This window comes from Kitasatospora brasiliensis, assembly GCF_032654805.1.
In the GTDB taxonomy this organism is placed as follows: domain Bacteria; phylum Actinomycetota; class Actinomycetes; order Streptomycetales; family Streptomycetaceae; genus Kitasatospora; species Kitasatospora brasiliensis.
This window is the reverse complement of the sequence record NZ_JAUOOW010000005.1, coordinates 53725-71538: the sequence shown is the minus strand read 5'-3', so window position 1 is coordinate 71538 and position 17814 is coordinate 53725. Positions and strand designations below refer to the sequence as shown.

12 protein-coding genes are annotated in these 17814 nt (G+C 73.9%); 10 read left to right on the top strand and 2 right to left on the bottom strand.

The features are described from left to right. Positions 1–2: 2 nt before the first annotated feature. Positions 3–923: a DMT family protein gene (locus QWJ13_RS19950; RefSeq protein WP_316526095.1), complete on the bottom strand. Its 921-nt coding sequence runs from the start codon at positions 921–923 to the stop codon at positions 3–5. Positions 924–1254: 331 nt separating this feature from the next. Between QWJ13_RS19950 and QWJ13_RS19945 the strand changes: the two genes are divergently transcribed. The 5 genes from QWJ13_RS19945 to ftsY all read left to right on the top strand — a co-directional run bounded on the left by QWJ13_RS19945 (position 1255) and on the right by ftsY (position 8611). Further along, positions 1255–2601 (top strand): DUF4381 domain-containing protein, encoded by a 1347-nt coding sequence (locus QWJ13_RS19945; protein ID WP_316526094.1) that lies wholly within the window; start codon positions 1255–1257, stop codon positions 2599–2601. An 86-nt stretch (positions 2602–2687) separates the two neighbouring features. After that, entirely contained in the window at positions 2688–2987 is a 300-nt protein-coding gene (locus QWJ13_RS19940; RefSeq protein ID WP_316526093.1) for an acylphosphatase, read from the top strand. A gap of 411 nt (positions 2988–3398) precedes the next feature. Further along, a complete protein-coding gene (locus QWJ13_RS19935) occupies positions 3399–3602 on the top strand; it encodes a hypothetical protein (RefSeq protein ID WP_316526092.1) in 204 nt (67 codons plus the stop codon). Between the two features lie 155 nt (positions 3603–3757). Continuing rightward, positions 3758–7348 carry a chromosome segregation protein SMC gene (gene smc, locus QWJ13_RS19930; RefSeq protein ID WP_316526091.1) on the top strand — a complete coding sequence of 1197 codons (3591 nt, stop codon included), beginning with the start codon at positions 3758–3760 and terminating at the stop codon, positions 7346–7348. Between the two features lie 48 nt (positions 7349–7396). Beyond that, positions 7397–8611: a signal recognition particle-docking protein FtsY gene (ftsY, locus tag QWJ13_RS19925; protein ID WP_316526090.1), complete on the top strand. Its 1215-nt coding sequence runs from the start codon at positions 7397–7399 to the stop codon at positions 8609–8611. A gap of 67 nt (positions 8612–8678) precedes the next feature. Here the strand turns inward: ftsY and QWJ13_RS19920 are convergent, their stop codons facing one another. Further along, complete coding sequence (locus tag QWJ13_RS19920; RefSeq protein ID WP_316526088.1) at positions 8679–9374, bottom strand: bifunctional DNA primase/polymerase; 696 nt, start codon at positions 9372–9374, stop codon at positions 8679–8681. A gap of 637 nt (positions 9375–10011) precedes the next feature. On the opposite strand from QWJ13_RS19920, the gene nsdA reads away from it, so the two are divergent. From nsdA to ffh, 5 genes are all read left to right on the top strand, one after another. Next, on the top strand, positions 10012–11466 hold the full coding sequence (gene nsdA / locus QWJ13_RS19915; protein WP_316526087.1) for a transcriptional repressor NsdA: 1455 nt from the start codon (positions 10012–10014) through the stop codon (positions 11464–11466). A 263-nt stretch (positions 11467–11729) separates the two neighbouring features. Continuing rightward, positions 11730–13163, top strand: coding sequence for an ammonium transporter (locus QWJ13_RS19910; protein WP_316526086.1), 1434 nt, complete (start codon positions 11730–11732; stop codon positions 13161–13163). Then, on the top strand, positions 13160–13498 hold the full coding sequence (locus QWJ13_RS19905; RefSeq protein WP_316526085.1) for a P-II family nitrogen regulator: 339 nt from the start codon (positions 13160–13162) through the stop codon (positions 13496–13498). Before QWJ13_RS19910 ends, QWJ13_RS19905 begins: the two co-directional genes overlap by 4 nt. Before the next feature lie 80 nt (positions 13499–13578). Beyond that, positions 13579–16053 carry a [protein-PII] uridylyltransferase gene (locus QWJ13_RS19900; RefSeq protein ID WP_316526083.1) on the top strand — a complete coding sequence of 825 codons (2475 nt, stop codon included), beginning with the start codon at positions 13579–13581 and terminating at the stop codon, positions 16051–16053. A gap of 134 nt (positions 16054–16187) precedes the next feature. Next, entirely contained in the window at positions 16188–17753 is a 1566-nt protein-coding gene (gene ffh, locus QWJ13_RS19895) for a signal recognition particle protein (RefSeq protein WP_316526082.1), read from the top strand. Positions 17754–17814 lie beyond the last annotated feature (61 nt).

The following is a 17814-nucleotide window of genomic DNA, read 5'->3' as shown; positions in this document are numbered from 1 at the left end:
CGCTACTTCCGGGTGAGCTGGGGCTCTTCCGCGGCGGTGTCCCCGGGCGTGCCGTGGGTGTCCTGGCCGAAGTAGGCGACCCCGACCGCGGAGACCACCGCGAGCAGGAAGCCGACCACGCCGAGCCAGCCCAGGCCGGCCTTGGAGGAGTCGCCGAGCCAGAGCACGCCGACCGCGCCGGGCAGCACCGTCTCGCCGACCACCAGCGCGGCCGTCGCGCCGTTCACCGAGCCGATCTGGAGCGCCACGGTGTGGATGTACATCCCGCCGAGGCCGCCCACCAGGACCGCGTACAGCGCCGGGTCGGAGAGCAGCGAGCCGAGCGCGAACGGCTCGATGCCGTTGAGGATGCGCACCCCGACGCCCAGGGCGCCGAAGCCGAGACCGGAGAGCAGACCGGCGACGATGGCGCCGTTGGCGCCCATCCGCCGCACCAGCAGGCTGCCGGCCACCAGCAGCACGGTGGTGATGATCAGCAGCGCCCAGTGGAAGGACATGGCCGCGTGGTGGCCGCCCTCCGGCCCGGCCGAGACGGCCAGCAGCACCAGCGCCGAGCAGAGCACGCCGATCGAGGCCCACTCCAGCTGCTTGAGCCGGATGCCGAGCAGCTTGATGCTGAGCACCGCGGTGATCACCAGGTTGGCGCTGATGATGGTCTGGGAGAGGAACAGCGGCAGCAGCCGCGCGGCCAGCGCGCCGAGCCCGAACCCGATCAGGTCGAGCACGGTGCCGAGGATGAACTCCCAGGTGACGGCGGCCTTCGCGGTCGAGGACAGGCTCGGGCCGCCGTGCTCGGTGGTCGAGGTGGTGGCGCCCTTGGCGGCCTCCTCCCGGGCCGAGCGGCGGGATCCGACGGCCTGGAGGACCGAGCCGGTGCCGTAGCAGGCGGATGCCGCCACGGCGGTGACGAGGCCGATGATCACCGAGCGCTCCGATCAGGGGTTGGGCCAGAACAGGCCGAGTAACGGGCTGGGTAAAGAAAAGGCAATGGGACCGGTGGTCCGGGACCACTATGCCCGCTCGCGCGGTACGGTCGGCACGCCCCCCGCAGTGCTCCGATGCCGGGCCGGGCCCGCCGGGACGTACGTCCGGGGGCCTCGCGGGGTTCCCGTGCCGGGCCCGCCTCGGGGGAAGCTCGGGGAAACATCATCCCCGAGGAGGGGAGCCACCCCGGCGGACGGCGGGGACTCTTGTCAGTACCAGTATGCGAAGGGTATGGCGTGCTCCGGGGCCGATCACGGTAGCGTCGGGGGCATGAGAACCCTTGCACGACGTTCCCGGGGCGCCGGGCCGCTTGCCCTGGTGGCGGCGCTGCTCGGGCTGCTGCTCCTGCTGGCGCCGACGGCCTCGGCCGCGGGCGGGCTGAGCGACGCCGCCGCCACCCTGAAGAAGGGCCAGGTCTACGTCGCCCCGGCCATGACCAGCCGCTTCAGCCAGTCCCAGGCGGACGCGCTGAGCAAGAAGATCGACAAGGCCGACAAGCCGATCTTCGTCGCGGTCATCCCCGACAAGGCCTTCGGGAAGTCCACCCTCCAGGACCTCCGCACCCTGGTGGGCATCGACGGGGTCTACGCGGTCTGGCACGACGGCGGGCTCGACGCCGGCGGCGACCGCGGCGCGATGGGCGCCGGCCAGCCGCAGCGCATCGCCGGCGCGGTCTCGCGTTCGAACAGCGGCGACATCGACGCCACCCTGAACGCCTTCGTCGACCAGGCCGCCCCGCAGACCAAGGGCACCGGGGTCAACCACAGCACCTCGATCGCCTGGGTGGTCATCCCGGTCGTGCTGCTGGCCCTGGCCGGCGCCGGCGTCTTCTTCCTGTTCCGCCGTGCCAAGCAGCGCAAGGAGGCGCAGGCCCGCGCCGAGCTGGAGCAGCTGCGCCGGGTGGTGGACGAGGACATCACCGCCTTCGGCGTCGAGCTGGAGCGGCTCGACTTCAACCCGGCCGCCGCGGACGCCGACGACGTCCAGCGCACCGACTACAGCCAGGCCCTGGACTCGTACGAGAAGTCCAAGCGCCTGATGGACGAGGCCAAGCGGCCCGAGGACGTCAAGCAGGTCACCGAGGCGATCGAGGACGGCCGCTTCTTGCTGGCCACCCTGGCCGCCCGGCGGGAGAAGCGGCCGCTGCCCGAGCGCCGTCCCCCGTGCTTCATGGACCCGCGCCACGGCCCGTCCGTCAAGGACGTGGACTGGGCCCCGGCCGGCGGCTCCGCCCGCGCGGTGCCGGTCTGCCAGGCCGACGCGGACCGGATCGCGGCCGGCCTCGACCCGGCGATCCGCACCGTCGACACCGAGCAGGGCCCGCAGCCGTACTGGAACGCCGGCCCGGCCTACGCCCCGTACGCGGGCGGGTACTACAGCGGCTTCGGCGGCGGCGGTCTGCTGCCGGGCCTGCTGGTCGGCACCATGCTCGGCTCGATGATGAGCACCCCGGCCTACGCGGCCGCGCCGATGATGGGCGGTGGCGGCTACCAGGACCAGCACGAGGGCGGCGACTTCACCGGCGCCGACTTCAACGCGGCCGACTTCGGTGGCGGCGACTTCGGCGGCGGTGGGGACTTCGGTGGCGGCGGCGACTTCGGCGGCGGGGACTGGTAACCCGCCCACCCGCGCACCCTCCACTCCCGCGGCCCCGTCGGTTCTCCGGCGGGGCCGCACCCGTTCGCGCGGGTTAGGGTCGGGGCATGCACGGTCGCGACGCCCACAGTGAGGAACCGGTCCGGGTGACCGCCTGGGTCCGGGGGAAGGTCCAGCAGGTCGGGTTCCGCTGGTGGACCAGGGCGCGGGCGCTGGAGATCGGCCTGACCGGCTACGCCGGCAACCTCGGCGACGGCCGGGTGCAGGTGGTGGCCGAGGGGCTCGCGGCGGACTGCGAGGAGCTGCTGGCACGGCTGCGCGGACCGGGCACCCCGGGGAACGTCAGCGGTGTCACCGAGATCTGGACGGCCGTCGGCCCTGGTTACGAGACCTTCGAGATCCGCTGAGCCGGGCCGGAGCGCCCCGCCGCGGGCTCCGGGGAAAAGATCGGGAACTGGCGGTGTCACGAGGTTGCCATCCGGGCAGACTCGTGGTTGACTCCGCATCGAACGATGATCCACGAGCACGTCGTGGACCCCTCCCGAGGCCCCTCAGGCGCGACGACACCGCCGGGCAGGTGACAGGGGCGCGGTAGCGTGCGGTGATCGTGTTGACCCTTTCCGTCTTTGGTGAGACGCTGGAAGCCCGCGCACACGACCGCGTTTTCCCGGTAGGCGCATGCCCTCGTGAGCCCAGCTCACGGTGGTTGTGCCGTAGTGCCCAGCCAGCACTTCGGGTGGCGCGCCGCGCGTGCGTCCCCCTTCCCCCTAGACCTGTACCGTTCCGGTTCGGTCACTCAGCGTGGAGGACCATTCATCATGGCAAAGGCGCTTCTCGGGTACGTCGGCGGCCCCGACCCGCGAATGCTCTCCGAGATGCGACGGCTCCAGCAGCGCGTCCAGGACCTTGAAGCCGAGCTCCTTCGGATGCAGGCGGAGAACGACGCTCTCACGGCTGTCGCTGACGAGCACTCGCTGCTCGACAGTATCGATCTGGATCGGCGGGAGCCGGCTCTCACCTGAGTCCCGCCCGGTCCTCGCAGATCGACGCCGCTGTGCACTGAGCCGCCCCGAAAGGGACGCAGCTTGCAAGGGACGCCCGAATGTGGCGTCCCTTCGTCGTGTCGTACTCCGGATACAGTCGGTCCCTGTCGTGAGCGAACGAGGAGACCGGCCGCGTGCACCTGAAGAGTCTGACGCTGCGCGGATTCAAGTCCTTCGCCTCCAGCACCACCCTGCGCTTCGAGCCCGGCATCACCTGCGTGGTCGGCCCGAACGGCTCCGGCAAGTCGAACGTGGTCGACGCGCTGTCCTGGGTGATGGGCGAGCAGGGGGCCAAGTCGCTGCGCGGCGGCAAGATGGAGGACGTCATCTTCGCCGGGACCAGCGGGCGCGCCCCGCTCGGCCGCGCCGAGGTCAGCCTCACCATCGACAACGGTGACGGCGCCCTGCCGATCGACTACTCCGAGGTGACGATCACCCGGACCATGTTCCGCAACGGCGGCAGCGAGTACGCCCTCAACGGCGAGACCTGCCGGCTGCTGGACATCCAGGAACTGCTCTCCGACTCCGGCATCGGCCGCGAGATGCACGTCATCGTCGGGCAGGGCCAGCTGGACTCCATCCTGCACGCCGACCCGATGGGCCGGCGCGCCTTCATCGAGGAGGCGGCCGGCGTCCTCAAGCACCGCAAGCGCAAGGAGCGGGCGCTGCGGAAGCTGGACGCGATGCAGGCCAACCTCAACCGGGTCCAGGACCTGGTGGCCGAACTGCGCCGCCAGCTCGGACCGCTCGGCCGACAGGCCCGGATCGCCCGCCGGGCCGCCGGCATCCAGGCCGACCTGCGGGACGCCCGGCTGCGGCTGCTCGCCGACGACCTGGGCGCGCTGCGCCGGGCCGTCGAGGCCGAGGTCGCGGACGAGCTGGCGCTGCGGCTGCGCCGCACCACCGTCGAGCAGGAACTGGCCCGCGCGGTGCGGCGCGAGCGCGTCCTGGAGGCGCAGGTCCAGCAGCTCGGGCCGAGCCTGGAGAGCGCCCGGCAGACCTGGTACCGGCTCTCCGCCCTCGCCGAGCGCACCCGCGGCACCATCGGACTGGCCGAGGCCCGCGCCCGGCACGCCGCCGCCGGAGCGCAGGGGGAGGAGCGGCGCGGCCGCGACCCGGAGGAGCTGGAACGGGAGGCCGAGCGGGTCCGCGAGGAGGAGGCCGCGCTGACCGAGGCGCTGGAGGAGGCCCGGTACGCGCTGGCCGAGGCAGTCGAACGCAGGAGTGGACTGGAGCGGGAGCTGGCCGCCGAGGAGCGCCGGCTGCGCGACGCCGCCCGGGCCATCGCCGACCGCCGGGAGGGGTTGGCCCGGTTGCAGGGGCAGGCCGCCGCCGCCCGGTCCAAGGCCGCCGCGGGGCAGGCCGAGCTCGGCCGGCTCGCCGAGGCCAGGGACGAGGCGCTACTGCGCGCCGAGGCCGCGCGGGGCGAGCTGGACGAACTCCAGCGGCAGGTGGACGAGGTGGCCGGGGACGACGACCAGGCGGAGGCCGGGTATCAGCGGGCGCGTGAACAACTGTCGATCATCGAAAGGGAGTTGGCGGCTGCCCGGGAGGGGGCCGGGGCGGCCGAGCGCGAGCGGGCCGGGCTGACCGCCCGGCACGAGGCGCTCTCCCTCGGGCTGCGCCGCAAGGACGGCACCGGCGCGCTGCTGGACGCGGGGGAACGGCTGGGCGGACTGCTCGGCCCGGCGGCCGCGCTGCTGCGGATCGAGGCGGGGTACGAGGTGCCCATCGCTGCGGCGCTCGGTGCGGCGGCCGACGCGGTGGCCGTCGACTCGCCGTCCGCCGCCGTCGAAGCGCTGCGGCTGCTGAGCGCCGAGGACGCCGGCCGGGCCGCACTGCTGATCGCCGGTGTCGACGAAGTGCCCCACCCGGCGGGGGAGTTGCCGGACGGTGCCCGCTGGGCAGCCGAACTGGTCGACGGCCCGGCCGAGTTGCTCGGTGCCGTCCGGCAGTTGCTGGCCGGGGTGGCGGTGGTCACGGACCTGGACCAGGGACTGCGGCTGGTCGCCGCGCTGCCCGCGGTGAGCGCCGTCACCGCCGACGGGGACCGGCTCGGCGCCGGCTTCGCCCAGGGCGGCTCCGGCGGCGCGCCGAGCCTGCTGGAGACCCAGGCGGCGGTGGACGAGGCGGCCCGGGCGATCGGCGAACTCGCCGCCCGCTGCGCCGAGTCGGCCGAGCTGCTGGCCGAACTCACCGAGCGGCGCCGGGAGTCGGCCGCCGAGCTGGAGCAACTGACCGAGCGGCGACGGCAGGCGGAGAAGGAGCGGGCCCAGGTCGCCGGGGCGCTCGGCCGGCTCGGCGGGCAGGCCCGCGCCGCCGCCGGGGAGGCCGAACGGCTGTCGGCCGCCGTCGACCGGGCCGAGCAGGGGCTGACCGGGCTGCTGGACACCGCCGAGGAGCTGGCGCAGCGGCTCGCCGCCGCCGAGCGCTCGGCCGAGGACGGGGAGGACGAGCCGGACACCGCCGAGCAGCAGCGGCTGGCCGAGGCCGCGAGCGCCGCCCGGCAGGGCGAACTGGAGGCCCGGCTCGCGGTGCGCACCCACGAGGAGCGGGTGCGCGCGCTGACCGGCCGGGCCGACCAACTGGACCGGGCCGCCCGCGCCGAGCGTGAGGCACGCGCCCGCGCCGCCGAGCGCCGCCTGCGCGCCGAGCACGACGCCTCGGTGGCGAACGCCGTCGCGGCGGGCGCCCGGCAGCTGCTGGCCTGCCTGGAGGTGTCACTGGCCCGCGCGGACACCGAGCGGGCGACCGTCGAACAGGAGCGCGCCGAGCGCGAGCAGGAGCTGCGCGAGCACCGCGACCACGGCCGCGGCCTCAAGGAGGAGCTGGACAAGCTGGTCGACGCCGGGCACCGGGACGAGGTGCTGCGGGCCGAGAAACGGCTGCGGATCGAGCAGCTGGAGGCCAGGGCACTGGAGGAGTTCGGCATCGACGGCGGCGCCCTGCTCGCCTCGTACGGGCCGGACCAGCTCGTCCCGCCGCCCCTGCCGGAGGAGGGCGGGGAGCCCGGGGAGCCGTACCCGTACGTCCGGGCCGAGCAGGAGAAGCGGCTGCGGGTGGCGGAGAAGGCGTACCAGCAGCTCGGCAAGGTCAACCCGCTGGCGCTGGAGGAGTTCGCCGCGCTGGAGGAACGCCACGCGTTCCTCGGCGAACAGCTGGACGACCTCAAGCGCAGCCGGCGTGACCTGCTGGACATCGTCCGGGACGTGGACCAGCGGGTGGAGCAGCTGTTCACCTCGGCGTACCACGACACCGCCGCCCAGTTCGAGGGTGTCTTCGCCCGGCTCTTCCCGGGCGGGGAGGGCCGGCTGGTGCTGACCGACCCGGACGACATGCTCGCCACCGGGGTGGAGGTGGAGGCCCGGCCGCCGGGCAAGAAGGTCAAGCGGCTGTCGCTGCTGTCCGGCGGCGAGCGCTCGCTGACCGCGGTGGCGCTGCTGGTGGCGATCTTCAAGGCGCGGCCCAGCCCGTTCTACGTGATGGACGAGGTGGAGGCGGCGCTCGACGAGACCAACCTGCGCCGGCTGATCGGGATCATGGAGGAGCTGCGGGAGAGCTCCCAGCTGATCGTGATCACCCACCAGAAGCTCACCATGGAGTCGGCGGACGCGCTGTACGGCGTGACCATGAAGGGGGACGGCATCTCCCAGGTGATCAGCCAGCGGCTGCGCGAAGAGCACCGGGAGCGGCGGCCGCGGGCGAAGCGCACCGCGTCGGTGTAGGGCGGCTGCGGTTCATCGGGGCTCCGGTCGCGGATACTGGGGGGCGTTATGGAATACGTGATCCTTGCCGTAGTCATCGCCGTGGTCGCCATCGCCGCGATCGCCGGCCTCGTCGTTTCCGGCAGACGACGCCAGCAGCTGCCCCCGAAGTCGCAGGCGCCGGTCATCACGGCGCCGAAGCCCACCCCGCAGGAGCCCCAGGTCGGGGAGGAGGCCGCGCCGCCGACGGAGGCGCCCCGCCGCACCGTCGAGGAGGTGGAACTCCCGGCCGAGGCGGAGGCCCCCGAGGTCGTCGAGGCCCCCGAGGCCGCCGAGACCGCTCCCGCCATCGAGGTCCCCGAGCCCACGGCCGGCCGGCTGGTCCGGCTGCGCTCGCGGCTGTCCCGCTCGCAGAACTCGCTCGGCAAGGGCCTGCTCTCGCTGCTCTCCCGGGAGCACCTGGACGAGGACACCTGGGAGGAGATCGAGGAGACCCTGCTCACCGCCGACGTCGGCGTCGCCCCCACCCAGGAGCTGGTCGAGCGGCTGCGCACCCGGGTGAAGGTGCTCGGCACCCGCACCCCCGACGAGCTGCGCGCGCTGCTGCGCGAGGAGCTGGTCGAGCTGATCGGCAAGGACTCCGACCGCGGTGTCCGCTCCACCAAGCACGAGGAGGGCCCGGCCGTGGTCCTGGTCGTCGGCGTCAACGGCGTCGGCAAGACCACCACCACCGGCAAGCTGGCCCGTGTCCTGGTCGCCGACGGCCGCAAGGTGGTGCTCGGCGCCGCCGACACCTTCCGGGCCGCCGCCGCGGACCAGCTCCAGACCTGGGGCGAGCGGGTCGGGGCGCGCACCGTGCGCGGCCCGGAGGGCGGGGACCCGGCCTCGATCGCGTTCGACGCGGTCAAGGAGGGCATCGCCGAGGGCGCGGACACCGTGCTCGTCGACACCGCCGGCCGACTGCACACCAAGACCGGCCTGATGGACGAGCTGGGCAAGGTCAAGCGGGTCGTCGAGAAGCACGGCCCGGTGGACGAGGTGCTGCTGGTGCTGGACGCCACCACCGGTCAGAACGGCCTGATCCAGGCCCGGGTGTTCGCCGAGGTGGTCGACATCACCGGCATCGTGCTGACCAAGCTGGACGGCACCGCCAAGGGCGGCATCGTGGTCGCGGTCCAGCGCGAGCTGGGCGTGCCGGTCAAGCTGATCGGCCTGGGCGAGGGCGCGGACGACCTGGCTCCGTTCGAGCCCGGGGCGTTCGTGGACGCGCTGATCGGGGACTGAGGCTCCCCGTGAACCAGGGCCCGCTCCCTCCGGGGAGCGGGCCCTTTCGCATGCCGGGGCGGCCGGGTCAGGAGGCCATCCAGGCCGGCTCGGCGGTGCGCTCGCGGCCGCGGTGGCAGGCGTAGGCGAGGGTGCCGAGCAGCAGCCGGGCCTCGGGCGGGCAGCCCGCGTTGTCCCGGGTGGGGCGGCGCAGCCAGCGGACCGGGCCGAGGCCGCCGAGGACGGTGGGCGGGGCGGCGACGTAGCTGCCCTCGCCGTGGCAGGTCAGGTCGAGCGCGGCGTCGTCCCAGCCCATCCGGTACAGCAGGTCGGGCAGGCGCCGGGCGGTGCCGGCGGCGACCAGGAACTGGAGCCGGCCGGTGGGGGCGGCGAGCACCGGGCCCACCTGGGTGCCCATCCGCTCCAGCCGGACCAGCGCCTGGAGGCCGGCCTGCTCGGGGACGTCCAGGACGTCGAAGGCGCGCCCGGTGGGGAACAGCACCGCGCCGCCGGTGCGGGTGGTGCGGGCCCGGCCCCCGTCGCCGGGCATCGGGTGCAGGCCGGGCGCGGCGCACAGGGTGGAGCCGCAGGGACAGCGGGTCGGGGCGGTGGCGCCGGTGGCGGCCGGGGTGCCGGCGGCCGGGTCGCCGGTGACGACCGCCCAGCCCCAGCGGCCGGTGTACTCCGCGGCGGCCTGGGACGCGGTGACCTTGGTGCGGCGGCGCGTGCCCAGCGGTGCCAGCCGCAGGTGCCCCAGTCGTAGTTCGCCGAACAGGTTCTCCATGCCTCCCCCAACAGGTTCTCGTTGCCGGTGGTTACGGGACGGTGACTGTGTGTCGATTGTCAGCTGTGTGGTGCGTAGTGCGGTAGCGGCGTGCGGCGCGTGGTGTGCGCCTGTTCCGCCAGTGCGCCTCGGGCGCCGCCTTGTGGGGGCGGCGCCGATGCCGGATCGTCGTGTGTGTGGGGCTGTCGCCGTCCGGAGTGGACGGTGAACTCGCCTGGGGCTGCGGTGGATTGCGGTGTCCGCTGGGCCCTCCGGGAAGTTTCGGAGGGCTTGGCGGGCCACGCCTGCCGCGCCGTCGGGACCCCCTAAGTGAAGCGTGTGCCCCCGGGCTGCGGTTCACTCCTGGGGGTGGCGAAAGGTGGCGTTTCGTCAGGGCCGCTCCCGTGGCCCCCGTGCGGGGCATTACGTTCAGCACGCGGATGTCGTCGAGGAGTCCGTTCCGGGCTGTCGGGGAACGGGAGTTGGGAATCTGACGGATCGTCCGCAACGATGGCGCACCAGTGCGAGGGGTGCCGCGGCGCGACGATGCCGCGGCACGGCGACACCTCAGGCACGGCACGTCTGGCAAGAGCCCGCAACCGTCGGGCGGTCACGATCGGGGGCCCCGCGAGGGGCCGGGCGGGATGGGGACGTACCCATGGCAGAGAAGCAGCCGAACGAGAAGCTGACCACGTGGTTCGTCCGCAGTGGCTGGTCCAAGGGCGAGTTGGCCCGCCAGGTCAACCGCCGGGCCCGGCAGATCGGCGCCCACCACGTGTCCACCGACACCTCCCGGGTGCGCCGCTGGCTCGACGGCGAGCAGCCCCGCGAGCCGATCCCCAAGATCATGTCGGAGCTCTTCTCCGAGCGGTTCGGCTCGGTGGTCTCGATCGAGGACCTCGGCCTGCGCGCCGCGATCCCGGTCTCGACCGTGGGCGGCGGCGTCGACCTGCCGTGGAGCGGCCAGCAGACCGTCCAGCTGATCAGCGACTACTCCCGCAGCGACCTCATGCTCAACCGCCGGGGCTTCCTCGGCACCTCGCTGGCGCTGACCGCGGGCGCCGCGCTGATCGAGCCGATGCAGCGCTGGCTCGCCCCCGGCCCGAGCGGCGTCCCCACCCCGATCCTCACCGCGGCCAACGGCGGCGAGGCGTTCACCGGCCGGCTCTCCGAGCCCGAGCTCGAACTGCTGGAGCAGACCACGGTCATGTTCCGGCAGTGGGACGCGCAGAACGGCGGCGGGCTGCGCCGCAAGGCCGTCGTCGGCCAGCTCCACGAGGTCACCGACCTGCTCCAGGAGACGTACAACGAGGCCACCACCAAGCGGCTGTTCCGGCTCACCGCCGAACTCGCCCACCTCGCCGGGTGGATGTCGTACGACGTCGGGATGCACCCGAGCGCGCAGAAGTACTACGTGCTCGCCCTGCACGCGGCCAAGGAGGCCGGCGACCGCCCGTTCGGCGCGCTGATCCTCACCGACATGAGCCGCCAGATGATCCACCTCAACCGGGGCGAGGACGCGCTGGAGCTGATCCACCTGGCCCAGTACGGCAGCCGGGACGCCGCCACCCCGCGCCAGCAGTCGCTGCTGTACGCGATGGAGGCGCGCGCCTACGCCACCATCGGCGAGGTCAACCGCTGCGCCCGGGCGATCCGGCTGTCCGAGGACACCTTCACCGACATCCGGGAGGGCGACGTCGACCCGGACTGGCTGAAGTTCTTCTCGCCGGCCGAGCTGAACGCCGAGAACGCGCACTCCTACCGCGACCTCGCGTACCACTCGGACAACGCCGGGCTCTACGCCTCGATGTCCGCGCCGGTGATGGAGCGCGCGGTCGACCTGTTCCGGGAGGACGCCGACCACGTGCGCTCGTACGCCTTCAACCTGATCGGCATGGCCAGCGTGCACGTGCTCCAGAAGGAGGCCGAGGAGGCCGCTCGGATGGCCGAGAAGGCGGTGGACATCGCCGCCAAGGTGCGCTCCGAGCGGCTGAACTCCCGGGTGCGCAAGACCACGGAGGCCGCGGCGGTCCGGTTCAAGGGCGTGCACGAGGTGAGCCGGCTCCAGGAGCGGGTGGTCGAGGAGATCCCCGAGTACGTCTCGGTGGTCTGACGGGCCCGCCGAAGAATCCGAGACTCCACCGACCGTGACGGCCGCCGCCGCCACGGTCGGTGGCATGTCCGGCCCCTGATCCCTGGCCGGGTGGTGGTTCACGCGGCCGTAACCCCGGCGTCGCATGCGTCACGGCGGTGAAACAACCGGCCACACCGGCCGAAACCAGCCTCCGGCACGCTGCTGCTCAAAGCCGACACCCCCGGTGGCAGCACGGGACGGGCCCTCGGGTGCGGATCGGCCCGGACGCAGAGGAGACGCCGATGCCGGAGGGCTTCAGCGCGGGCGACACCGCCTTCGTACTCATCAGTGCGGCCCTGGTCATGCTGATGACCCCGGGGCTGGCCTTCTTCTACGGGGGCATGGTCAGGGCCAAGAGCACGCTGAACATGCTGGCGATGAGCTTCCTCTCGCTCGGCGTGGTCAGCGTCCTCTGGGTCCTCTACGGCTACTCGCTCAGTTTCGGGACCGACTCCTTCGCCGGGCTGATCGGCAACCTGGATCACCTCGGGATGCGCGGCCTCGGCCTCGACCAGCTGACCGGCACCATCCCGGTCACCGCCTTCGCGCTCTTCCAACTGATGTTCGCCGTGATCACCCCGGCGCTGATCAGCGGCGCCGTCGCGGACCGGGCCAGGTTCACCGCCTGGGGCCTGTTCATCGCGCTCTGGGTGACGGTCGTCTACTTCCCGGTCGCGCACTGGGTGTTCTTCTTCGACGGCGGCCACGGCGGCTGGCTGGGCGACCGCAACGGCGTGATCGACTTCGCCGGCGGGACGGCCGTGCACATCAACGCGGGCGTCGCCGGCCTGGCGCTCTGCCTGGTGCTGGGCAAGCGGATCGGCTTCAAGAAGGACCCGATGCGCCCGCACAGCCTGCCGCTGGTGATGCTCGGCTCCGGGCTGCTCTGGTTCGGCTGGTTCGGCTTCAACGCGGGCTCGGCGCTGGCCGCCAACGGGGTCGCCGCGATGGCGGCGGTCAACACCCAGGTCGCCACCGGCGCGGCGCTGGTCGGCTGGCTGCTCTACGAGCGGTGGCGGCACGGCGCGTTCACCACGCTGGGCGCCGCCTCCGGCGCGGTGGCCGGACTGGTCGCGATCACCCCGGCCTGCGGCTCGGTCAGCCCGCTCGGCGCGGTGGCGATCGGGCTGGTCGCGGGCGCGGTCTGCTGCGCCGCCGTCTCGCTCAAGTACCGCTGGGGCTTCGACGACTCGCTCGACGTGGTGGGCGTGCACGCGGTCGGCGGGGCGGTCGGCTCGCTGCTGGTGGGCCTGTTCGCCACCGGCGGGGTCGGCCAGAGCGTCAAGGGCCTGTTCTACGGGGGCGGGATCGGACAGCTGGGCAAGCAGGCGATGGGCGTGGCGGTGGTCGCGGCGTACTCCTTCGCGCTGTCCTGGCTGCTGGCCAAGGCGGTCGACCGGCTGATCGGCTTCCGGGTCAGCGGGGAGGTCGAGACGGCCGGCATCGACCGGGCCGAACACGCCGAGTCCGCCTACGATTTCAGCGCCGTGGGGGCGGGCCTGGCCAGGGCCCTGCCGGGCCTGGCCGTCGCTGCCGCGGGGCCCGTCGGGAAGTCCGTCGCCGGGAAGCCCGCCGTCGCGGAACCCGCCGTCGCGGAGCCCGTTGCCGCCGAGCCCGCCGCGGCGCCCGCGCTCGCGGAGCCCGCCGAGAAGAAGACCGAGGTCGACGCCCGATGAAGCTCATCACCGCCGTGATCAAGCCGTACCGACTGGACGAGGTGAAGGCCGCCCTCCAGGCCTTCGGGGTCCAGGGCCTGACCGTCACCGAGGCCAGCGGCTACGGCCGCCAGCGCGGCCACACCGAGGTGTACCGGGGGGCCGAGTACACCGTGGACCTGGTGCCGAAGGTCCGGATCGAGGTCCTGGTCGAGGACGAGGACGCCGAGGACCTGATCGACGTCCTGGTGAAGGCCGCCCGGACCGGGAAGATCGGCGACGGCAAGGTCTGGAGCGTCCCGGTCGACACCGCCGTACGGGTGCGGACGGGGGAGCGCGGCCCGGACGCCCTGTAGGGCCGCTGCCGACCCCCGCGTTCAGCCGAACGGCTCATCGGTACCAGATTTCACCAGCACGACGGACGGGACCCCCGCGCATGGCCGCCGAGACCGACCCTTTCGCCACTGCCGGTCACGCCGCCGCCCGCGCCGCCCTGCTGGCCGGCCCCGGGCCGGTCGGCCGCCCGCGCCGACAGGCGCTCGCCCGGCTCACCGACGGCTGGCTGGCCGGGCTGCTCACCGCGTCCGGCGCCCCGCCGTCGGGCGTCGCGCTGGTCGCCGTCGGCGGCTACGGGCGCGGCGAGCTGTCCCCGCGCAGCGACCTGGATGTCCTGCTGCTGCACGACGGCCCGATCGCCCGGGAGCTGCCCGAGCGGATCTGGTACCCGGTCTGGGACGCGGGCGCCAGGCTCGACCACGCGGTGCGCACCGTCGCCGAGGCCCGCTCGGTGGCCGCCGCCGACCTCAAGGCCCAGCTCGGCCTGCTGGACGCCCGCCACCTCGCCGGGGACCAGGCGCTCACCCAGGCGCTGCGCGCCGCGGTGCTCGCCGACTGGCGGGCGAACGCCCCCGCGCGCCTGCCCGAGCTGCGCGAGCTGGGCCGCGCGCGGGCCGAACAGCAGGGCGAGCTGTCCTCCCTGCTGGAGCCCGACCTCAAGGAGGCCCGCGGTGGCCTGCGCGACGTCGTGGTGCTGGACGCGATCGCCGCGACCTGGCTGGCCGACGCGCCCAGGGACGGCCTGGACGCCGCCGCGCGGTGGCTCGCCGACGTGCGGGACGCCCTGCACCTGGTCACCGGCCGGGCCACCGACCGGCTCGGCCTCCAGGACCAGGACCAGGTCGCCGAGCGGCTCGGGGTGCTGGACGCCGACATCCTGCTGCGCCGGGTCTACGAGGCCGCCCGCACCATCGCGTACGCGGGCGACGTCACCTGGCGGGCGGTGGACCAGGTGCTCGCCGCCCGCAACCGCCGGGGCCGGCGGGCGCGCGGGCCGGGCGTCCCGTTCCCGGTCGGCGGCCGGGGTTCGGGCGGCGGCCGGGGGGCCGTCGAGCGGCGTCCGCTCGCCGAGGGCGTGGTCGAGCAGGACGGCGAGGCGGTGCTCGCCCGTGGCGCCCGCCCGGCCGCCGACCCGGTGCTGCCGCTGCGCGCCGCGGCCGCCGCCGCGCAGAACGGGCTGACCCTCTCGGACGCGACGGTGCGCCGACTGGCCGCCGAGTGCCGCCCGCTGCCGGTGCCCTGGCCGGACGAGGCGCGCGAGCAGCTGGTCACCCTGCTGGGCGCGGGGGAGCCGGCCGTCCCGGTGTGGGAGGCGCTGGAGACGCAGGGGCTGGTCCGCCGGCTGCTGCCGGACTGGGAGCGGGTGCGCTGCCGTCCGCAGCGCAACGCGGTGCACCGCTGGACGGTGGACCGGCACCTGGTGGAGACCGCGGTACGGGCCGCCGCGATGACCCGCCGGGTGGCGCGGCCGGACCTGCTGCTGGTCGCCGCGCTGCTGCACGACATCGGCAAGGGCTGGCCGGGGGACCACAGCGCGGTCGGCGAGGTGATCGTCCGCGACCTCGGCCCGCGGATGGGCTTCGGCCCCGAGGACACCCAGACGCTGGCGGTGCTGGTCCGCCACCACCTGGCCCTGATGGACACCGCGACCCGGCGCGACCCGGACGACCCGGCCACCGTCGAAGCGATCACCAAGGCGGTCGGCACGCTGTCGGAGCTGGAGTTGCTGCACGCGCTCACCGAGGCGGACGCGCTGGCCACCGGCCCGGCCGCGTGGAGCGGCTGGCGGGCCTCGCTGGTGGACGGCCTGGTGGCCCGGGTGGCCGACCGGCTGGCCGGGGACGGCGCCCCGCCGGTGGAGACGGCGCCGACCGCCGAGCAGGAGCGGCTCGCGGCCGAGGCGGCCCGGACGGGGCAGCCGGCGCTGTCGCTGCGGGCCCGGGCCGAGGGGGCGGCGCCGGGCGGCGGGCTCAGCGGCGGGCTCATGGGCGTCGGGCCGATGGGTGTCGGGCCGATGGGTGTCGAGCTGGACCTGGCGGTCCCGGACCGTCCCGGGCTGCTCGGCACCGCCGCCGGGGTGCTCGCGCTGCACCGGCTGGCCGTCCGCTCGGCCGGCCTGCGCGAGCTGGACCCGGTCGGGGCCGGTCCGGTGCTGCTGCTGTCCTGGCGGGTGGCGGCCGAGTACGGCGAGCTGCCGGAGGCGGCCCGGCTGCGGGCCGACCTGCGCCGGGCGCTGGACGGTTCGCTGGACGTCACCCGCCGCCTCGCCGAGCGGGACGCCGCCGCCCCGCGCCGCAGGGGCATCCCCACCCCGCCGCCGCTGGTCGCGGTGGCGCCCGCGGCGGCCTCGGCGAGCGCGACCGTGCTGGAGGTCCGCGCGCACGACGCCCCCGGGCTGCTGCACCGGATCGGTCGGGCGCTGGACGGGGCGGGCGTCCGGGTGCGCACCGCGCACGTCTCCACGCTGGGCGCGGAGGCGGTCGACTCGTTCTACCTGACGGACGCGGCGGGCCGTCCGCTGACCGCCGGGCGGTCGGCGGAGGTGGCGGCGGCGGTCCGGGCGGCGCTGGGCTGAGGGGTGGTCCGGCGGTCTGTCGTACGGGGGAAGAGCGGGGTTCCGACCGGGGTGGAGACCGTACCCGGGGCGGCCGGATACCCTGGGGAGCGACGACCGTACCGATACCGATGCCGTAGAGGACCCGCGACGACGTGTTCGACACCCTTTCCGATCGCCTCGCAGCGACGTTCAAGAACCTTCGGGGCAAGGGCCGCCTGAGCGAGGCGGACATCGACGCCACGGCCCGCGAGATCCGCATCGCGCTGCTGGAGGCGGACGTCGCGCTGCCGGTCGTCCGGGCCTTCATCAAGCAGGTCAAGGAGCGGGCGCTCGGCGTCGAGGTCTCCGGCGCGCTGAACCCGGCACAGCAGATCATCAAGATCGTCAACGAGGAGCTCATCGCGATCCTCGGTGGCGAGACCCGCCGGGTGCGGTTCGCCAAGAACGGCCCGACGGTGATCATGCTCGCCGGTCTCCAGGGTGCCGGTAAGACCACCCTCGCGGGCAAGCTCGGCCACTGGCTGAAGACGCAGAAGCACACCCCGCTGCTGGTCGCCTGCGACCTCCAGCGCCCCAACGCGGTGAACCAGCTCCAGGTGGTCGCCGAGCGCGCCGGCGTGGCCTTCTACGGTCCGCAGCCGGGCAACGGCGTCGGCGACCCGGTGCAGGTGGCCAAGGACTCGATCGAGTACGCCAAGCAGAAGCAGTACGACGTCGTCGTCGTCGACACCGCCGGCCGCCTGGGCATCGACGCCGAGCTGATGCAGCAGGCCGCCGACATCCGCGCCGCGGTGAACCCGGACGAGGTCCTGTTCGTCGTCGACGCGATGATCGGCCAGGACGCGGTCACCACCGCGCAGGCCTTCCTCGACGGCGTCGACTTCACCGGTGTGGTGCTGTCCAAGCTCGACGGCGACGCCCGCGGTGGTGCCGCCCTGTCGGTCGCGCACGTCACCGGCCGCCAGATCATGTTCGCCTCCAACGGCGAGAAGGTCGACGACTTCGACGCCTTCCACCCGGACCGGATGGCCTCGCGCATCCTCGGCATGGGTGACGTCCTCTCGCTGATCGAGAAGGCCGAGCAGACCTTCTCGCAGGCCGAGGCGGAGAAGATCGCCGCCAAGCTGCGCGGCGGCCCGAAGCAGTTCACCCTGGACGACTTCCTGTCCCAGCTGGAGCAGGTCCAGAAGATGGGCTCGATCTCCAAGCTGCTCGGCATGCTGCCCGGCATGGGCCAGATCCGGGAGCAGATCAACAACATCGACGACAAGGACGTCAACCGGGTCGGCGCGATCATCAAGTCGATGACCCCGGCCGAGCGTGCCGAGCCGGAGCTGATCAACGGCTCCCGCCGGGCCCGCATCGCCAAGGGCTCGGGCGTCCAGGTCGGCGAGGTGAAGAACCTGGTGGAGCGGTTCTTCGACGCCCGCAAGATGATGTCCGCGATGGCCTCCGGCAAGGGCATGCCCGGCATGCCGGGGATCCCGGGCATGGGCGGCGGCGCGAAGAAGTCCGGCAAGAAGGCCCCGCAGGCCAAGGGCAAGCGCAAGAGCGGCAACCCGCTGAAGCGCGCGCAGGAGGAGGCCGCGGCCGCCGAGCGCCGCGCGCTCGGCCCGGGCGCCGGCCAGGGCCCGGCGGACGGCGGCGCGTTCGGCCTCGGTGCGGGCAAGGGCCCGGCCGACTTCGAGCTGCCCAAGGAGTTCAAGGACATGCTGTAGTCCTTGAGCAGGTTCGTGGTGGTCGATCTCTGATTGATCCCGATCGGCCTTGATCGATTTT

What these genes read in the sequence shown, in the direction of transcription:
- QWJ13_RS19940 (WP_316526093.1), top strand. Translation starts at nt 2,688, where the DNA reads ATGCACGGTCGCGACGCCCACAGTGAGGAACCGGTCCGGGTGACCGCC.
- nsdA (WP_316526087.1), top strand. Translation starts at nt 10,012, where the DNA reads ATGGCAGAGAAGCAGCCGAACGAGAAGCTGACCACGTGGTTCGTCCGC.
- ftsY (WP_316526090.1), top strand. Translation starts at nt 7,397, where the DNA reads ATGGAATACGTGATCCTTGCCGTAGTCATCGCCGTGGTCGCCATCGCC.
- QWJ13_RS19905 (WP_316526085.1), top strand. Translation starts at nt 13,160, where the DNA reads ATGAAGCTCATCACCGCCGTGATCAAGCCGTACCGACTGGACGAGGTG.
- QWJ13_RS19935 (WP_316526092.1), top strand. Translation starts at nt 3,399, where the DNA reads ATGGCAAAGGCGCTTCTCGGGTACGTCGGCGGCCCCGACCCGCGAATG.
- QWJ13_RS19910 (WP_316526086.1), top strand. Translation starts at nt 11,730, where the DNA reads ATGCCGGAGGGCTTCAGCGCGGGCGACACCGCCTTCGTACTCATCAGT.
- QWJ13_RS19945 (WP_316526094.1), top strand. Translation starts at nt 1,255, where the DNA reads ATGAGAACCCTTGCACGACGTTCCCGGGGCGCCGGGCCGCTTGCCCTG.
- QWJ13_RS19900 (WP_316526083.1), top strand. Translation starts at nt 13,579, where the DNA reads ATGGCCGCCGAGACCGACCCTTTCGCCACTGCCGGTCACGCCGCCGCC.
- QWJ13_RS19920 (WP_316526088.1), bottom strand. Translation starts at nt 9,374, where the DNA reads ATGGAGAACCTGTTCGGCGAACTACGACTGGGGCACCTGCGGCTGGCA.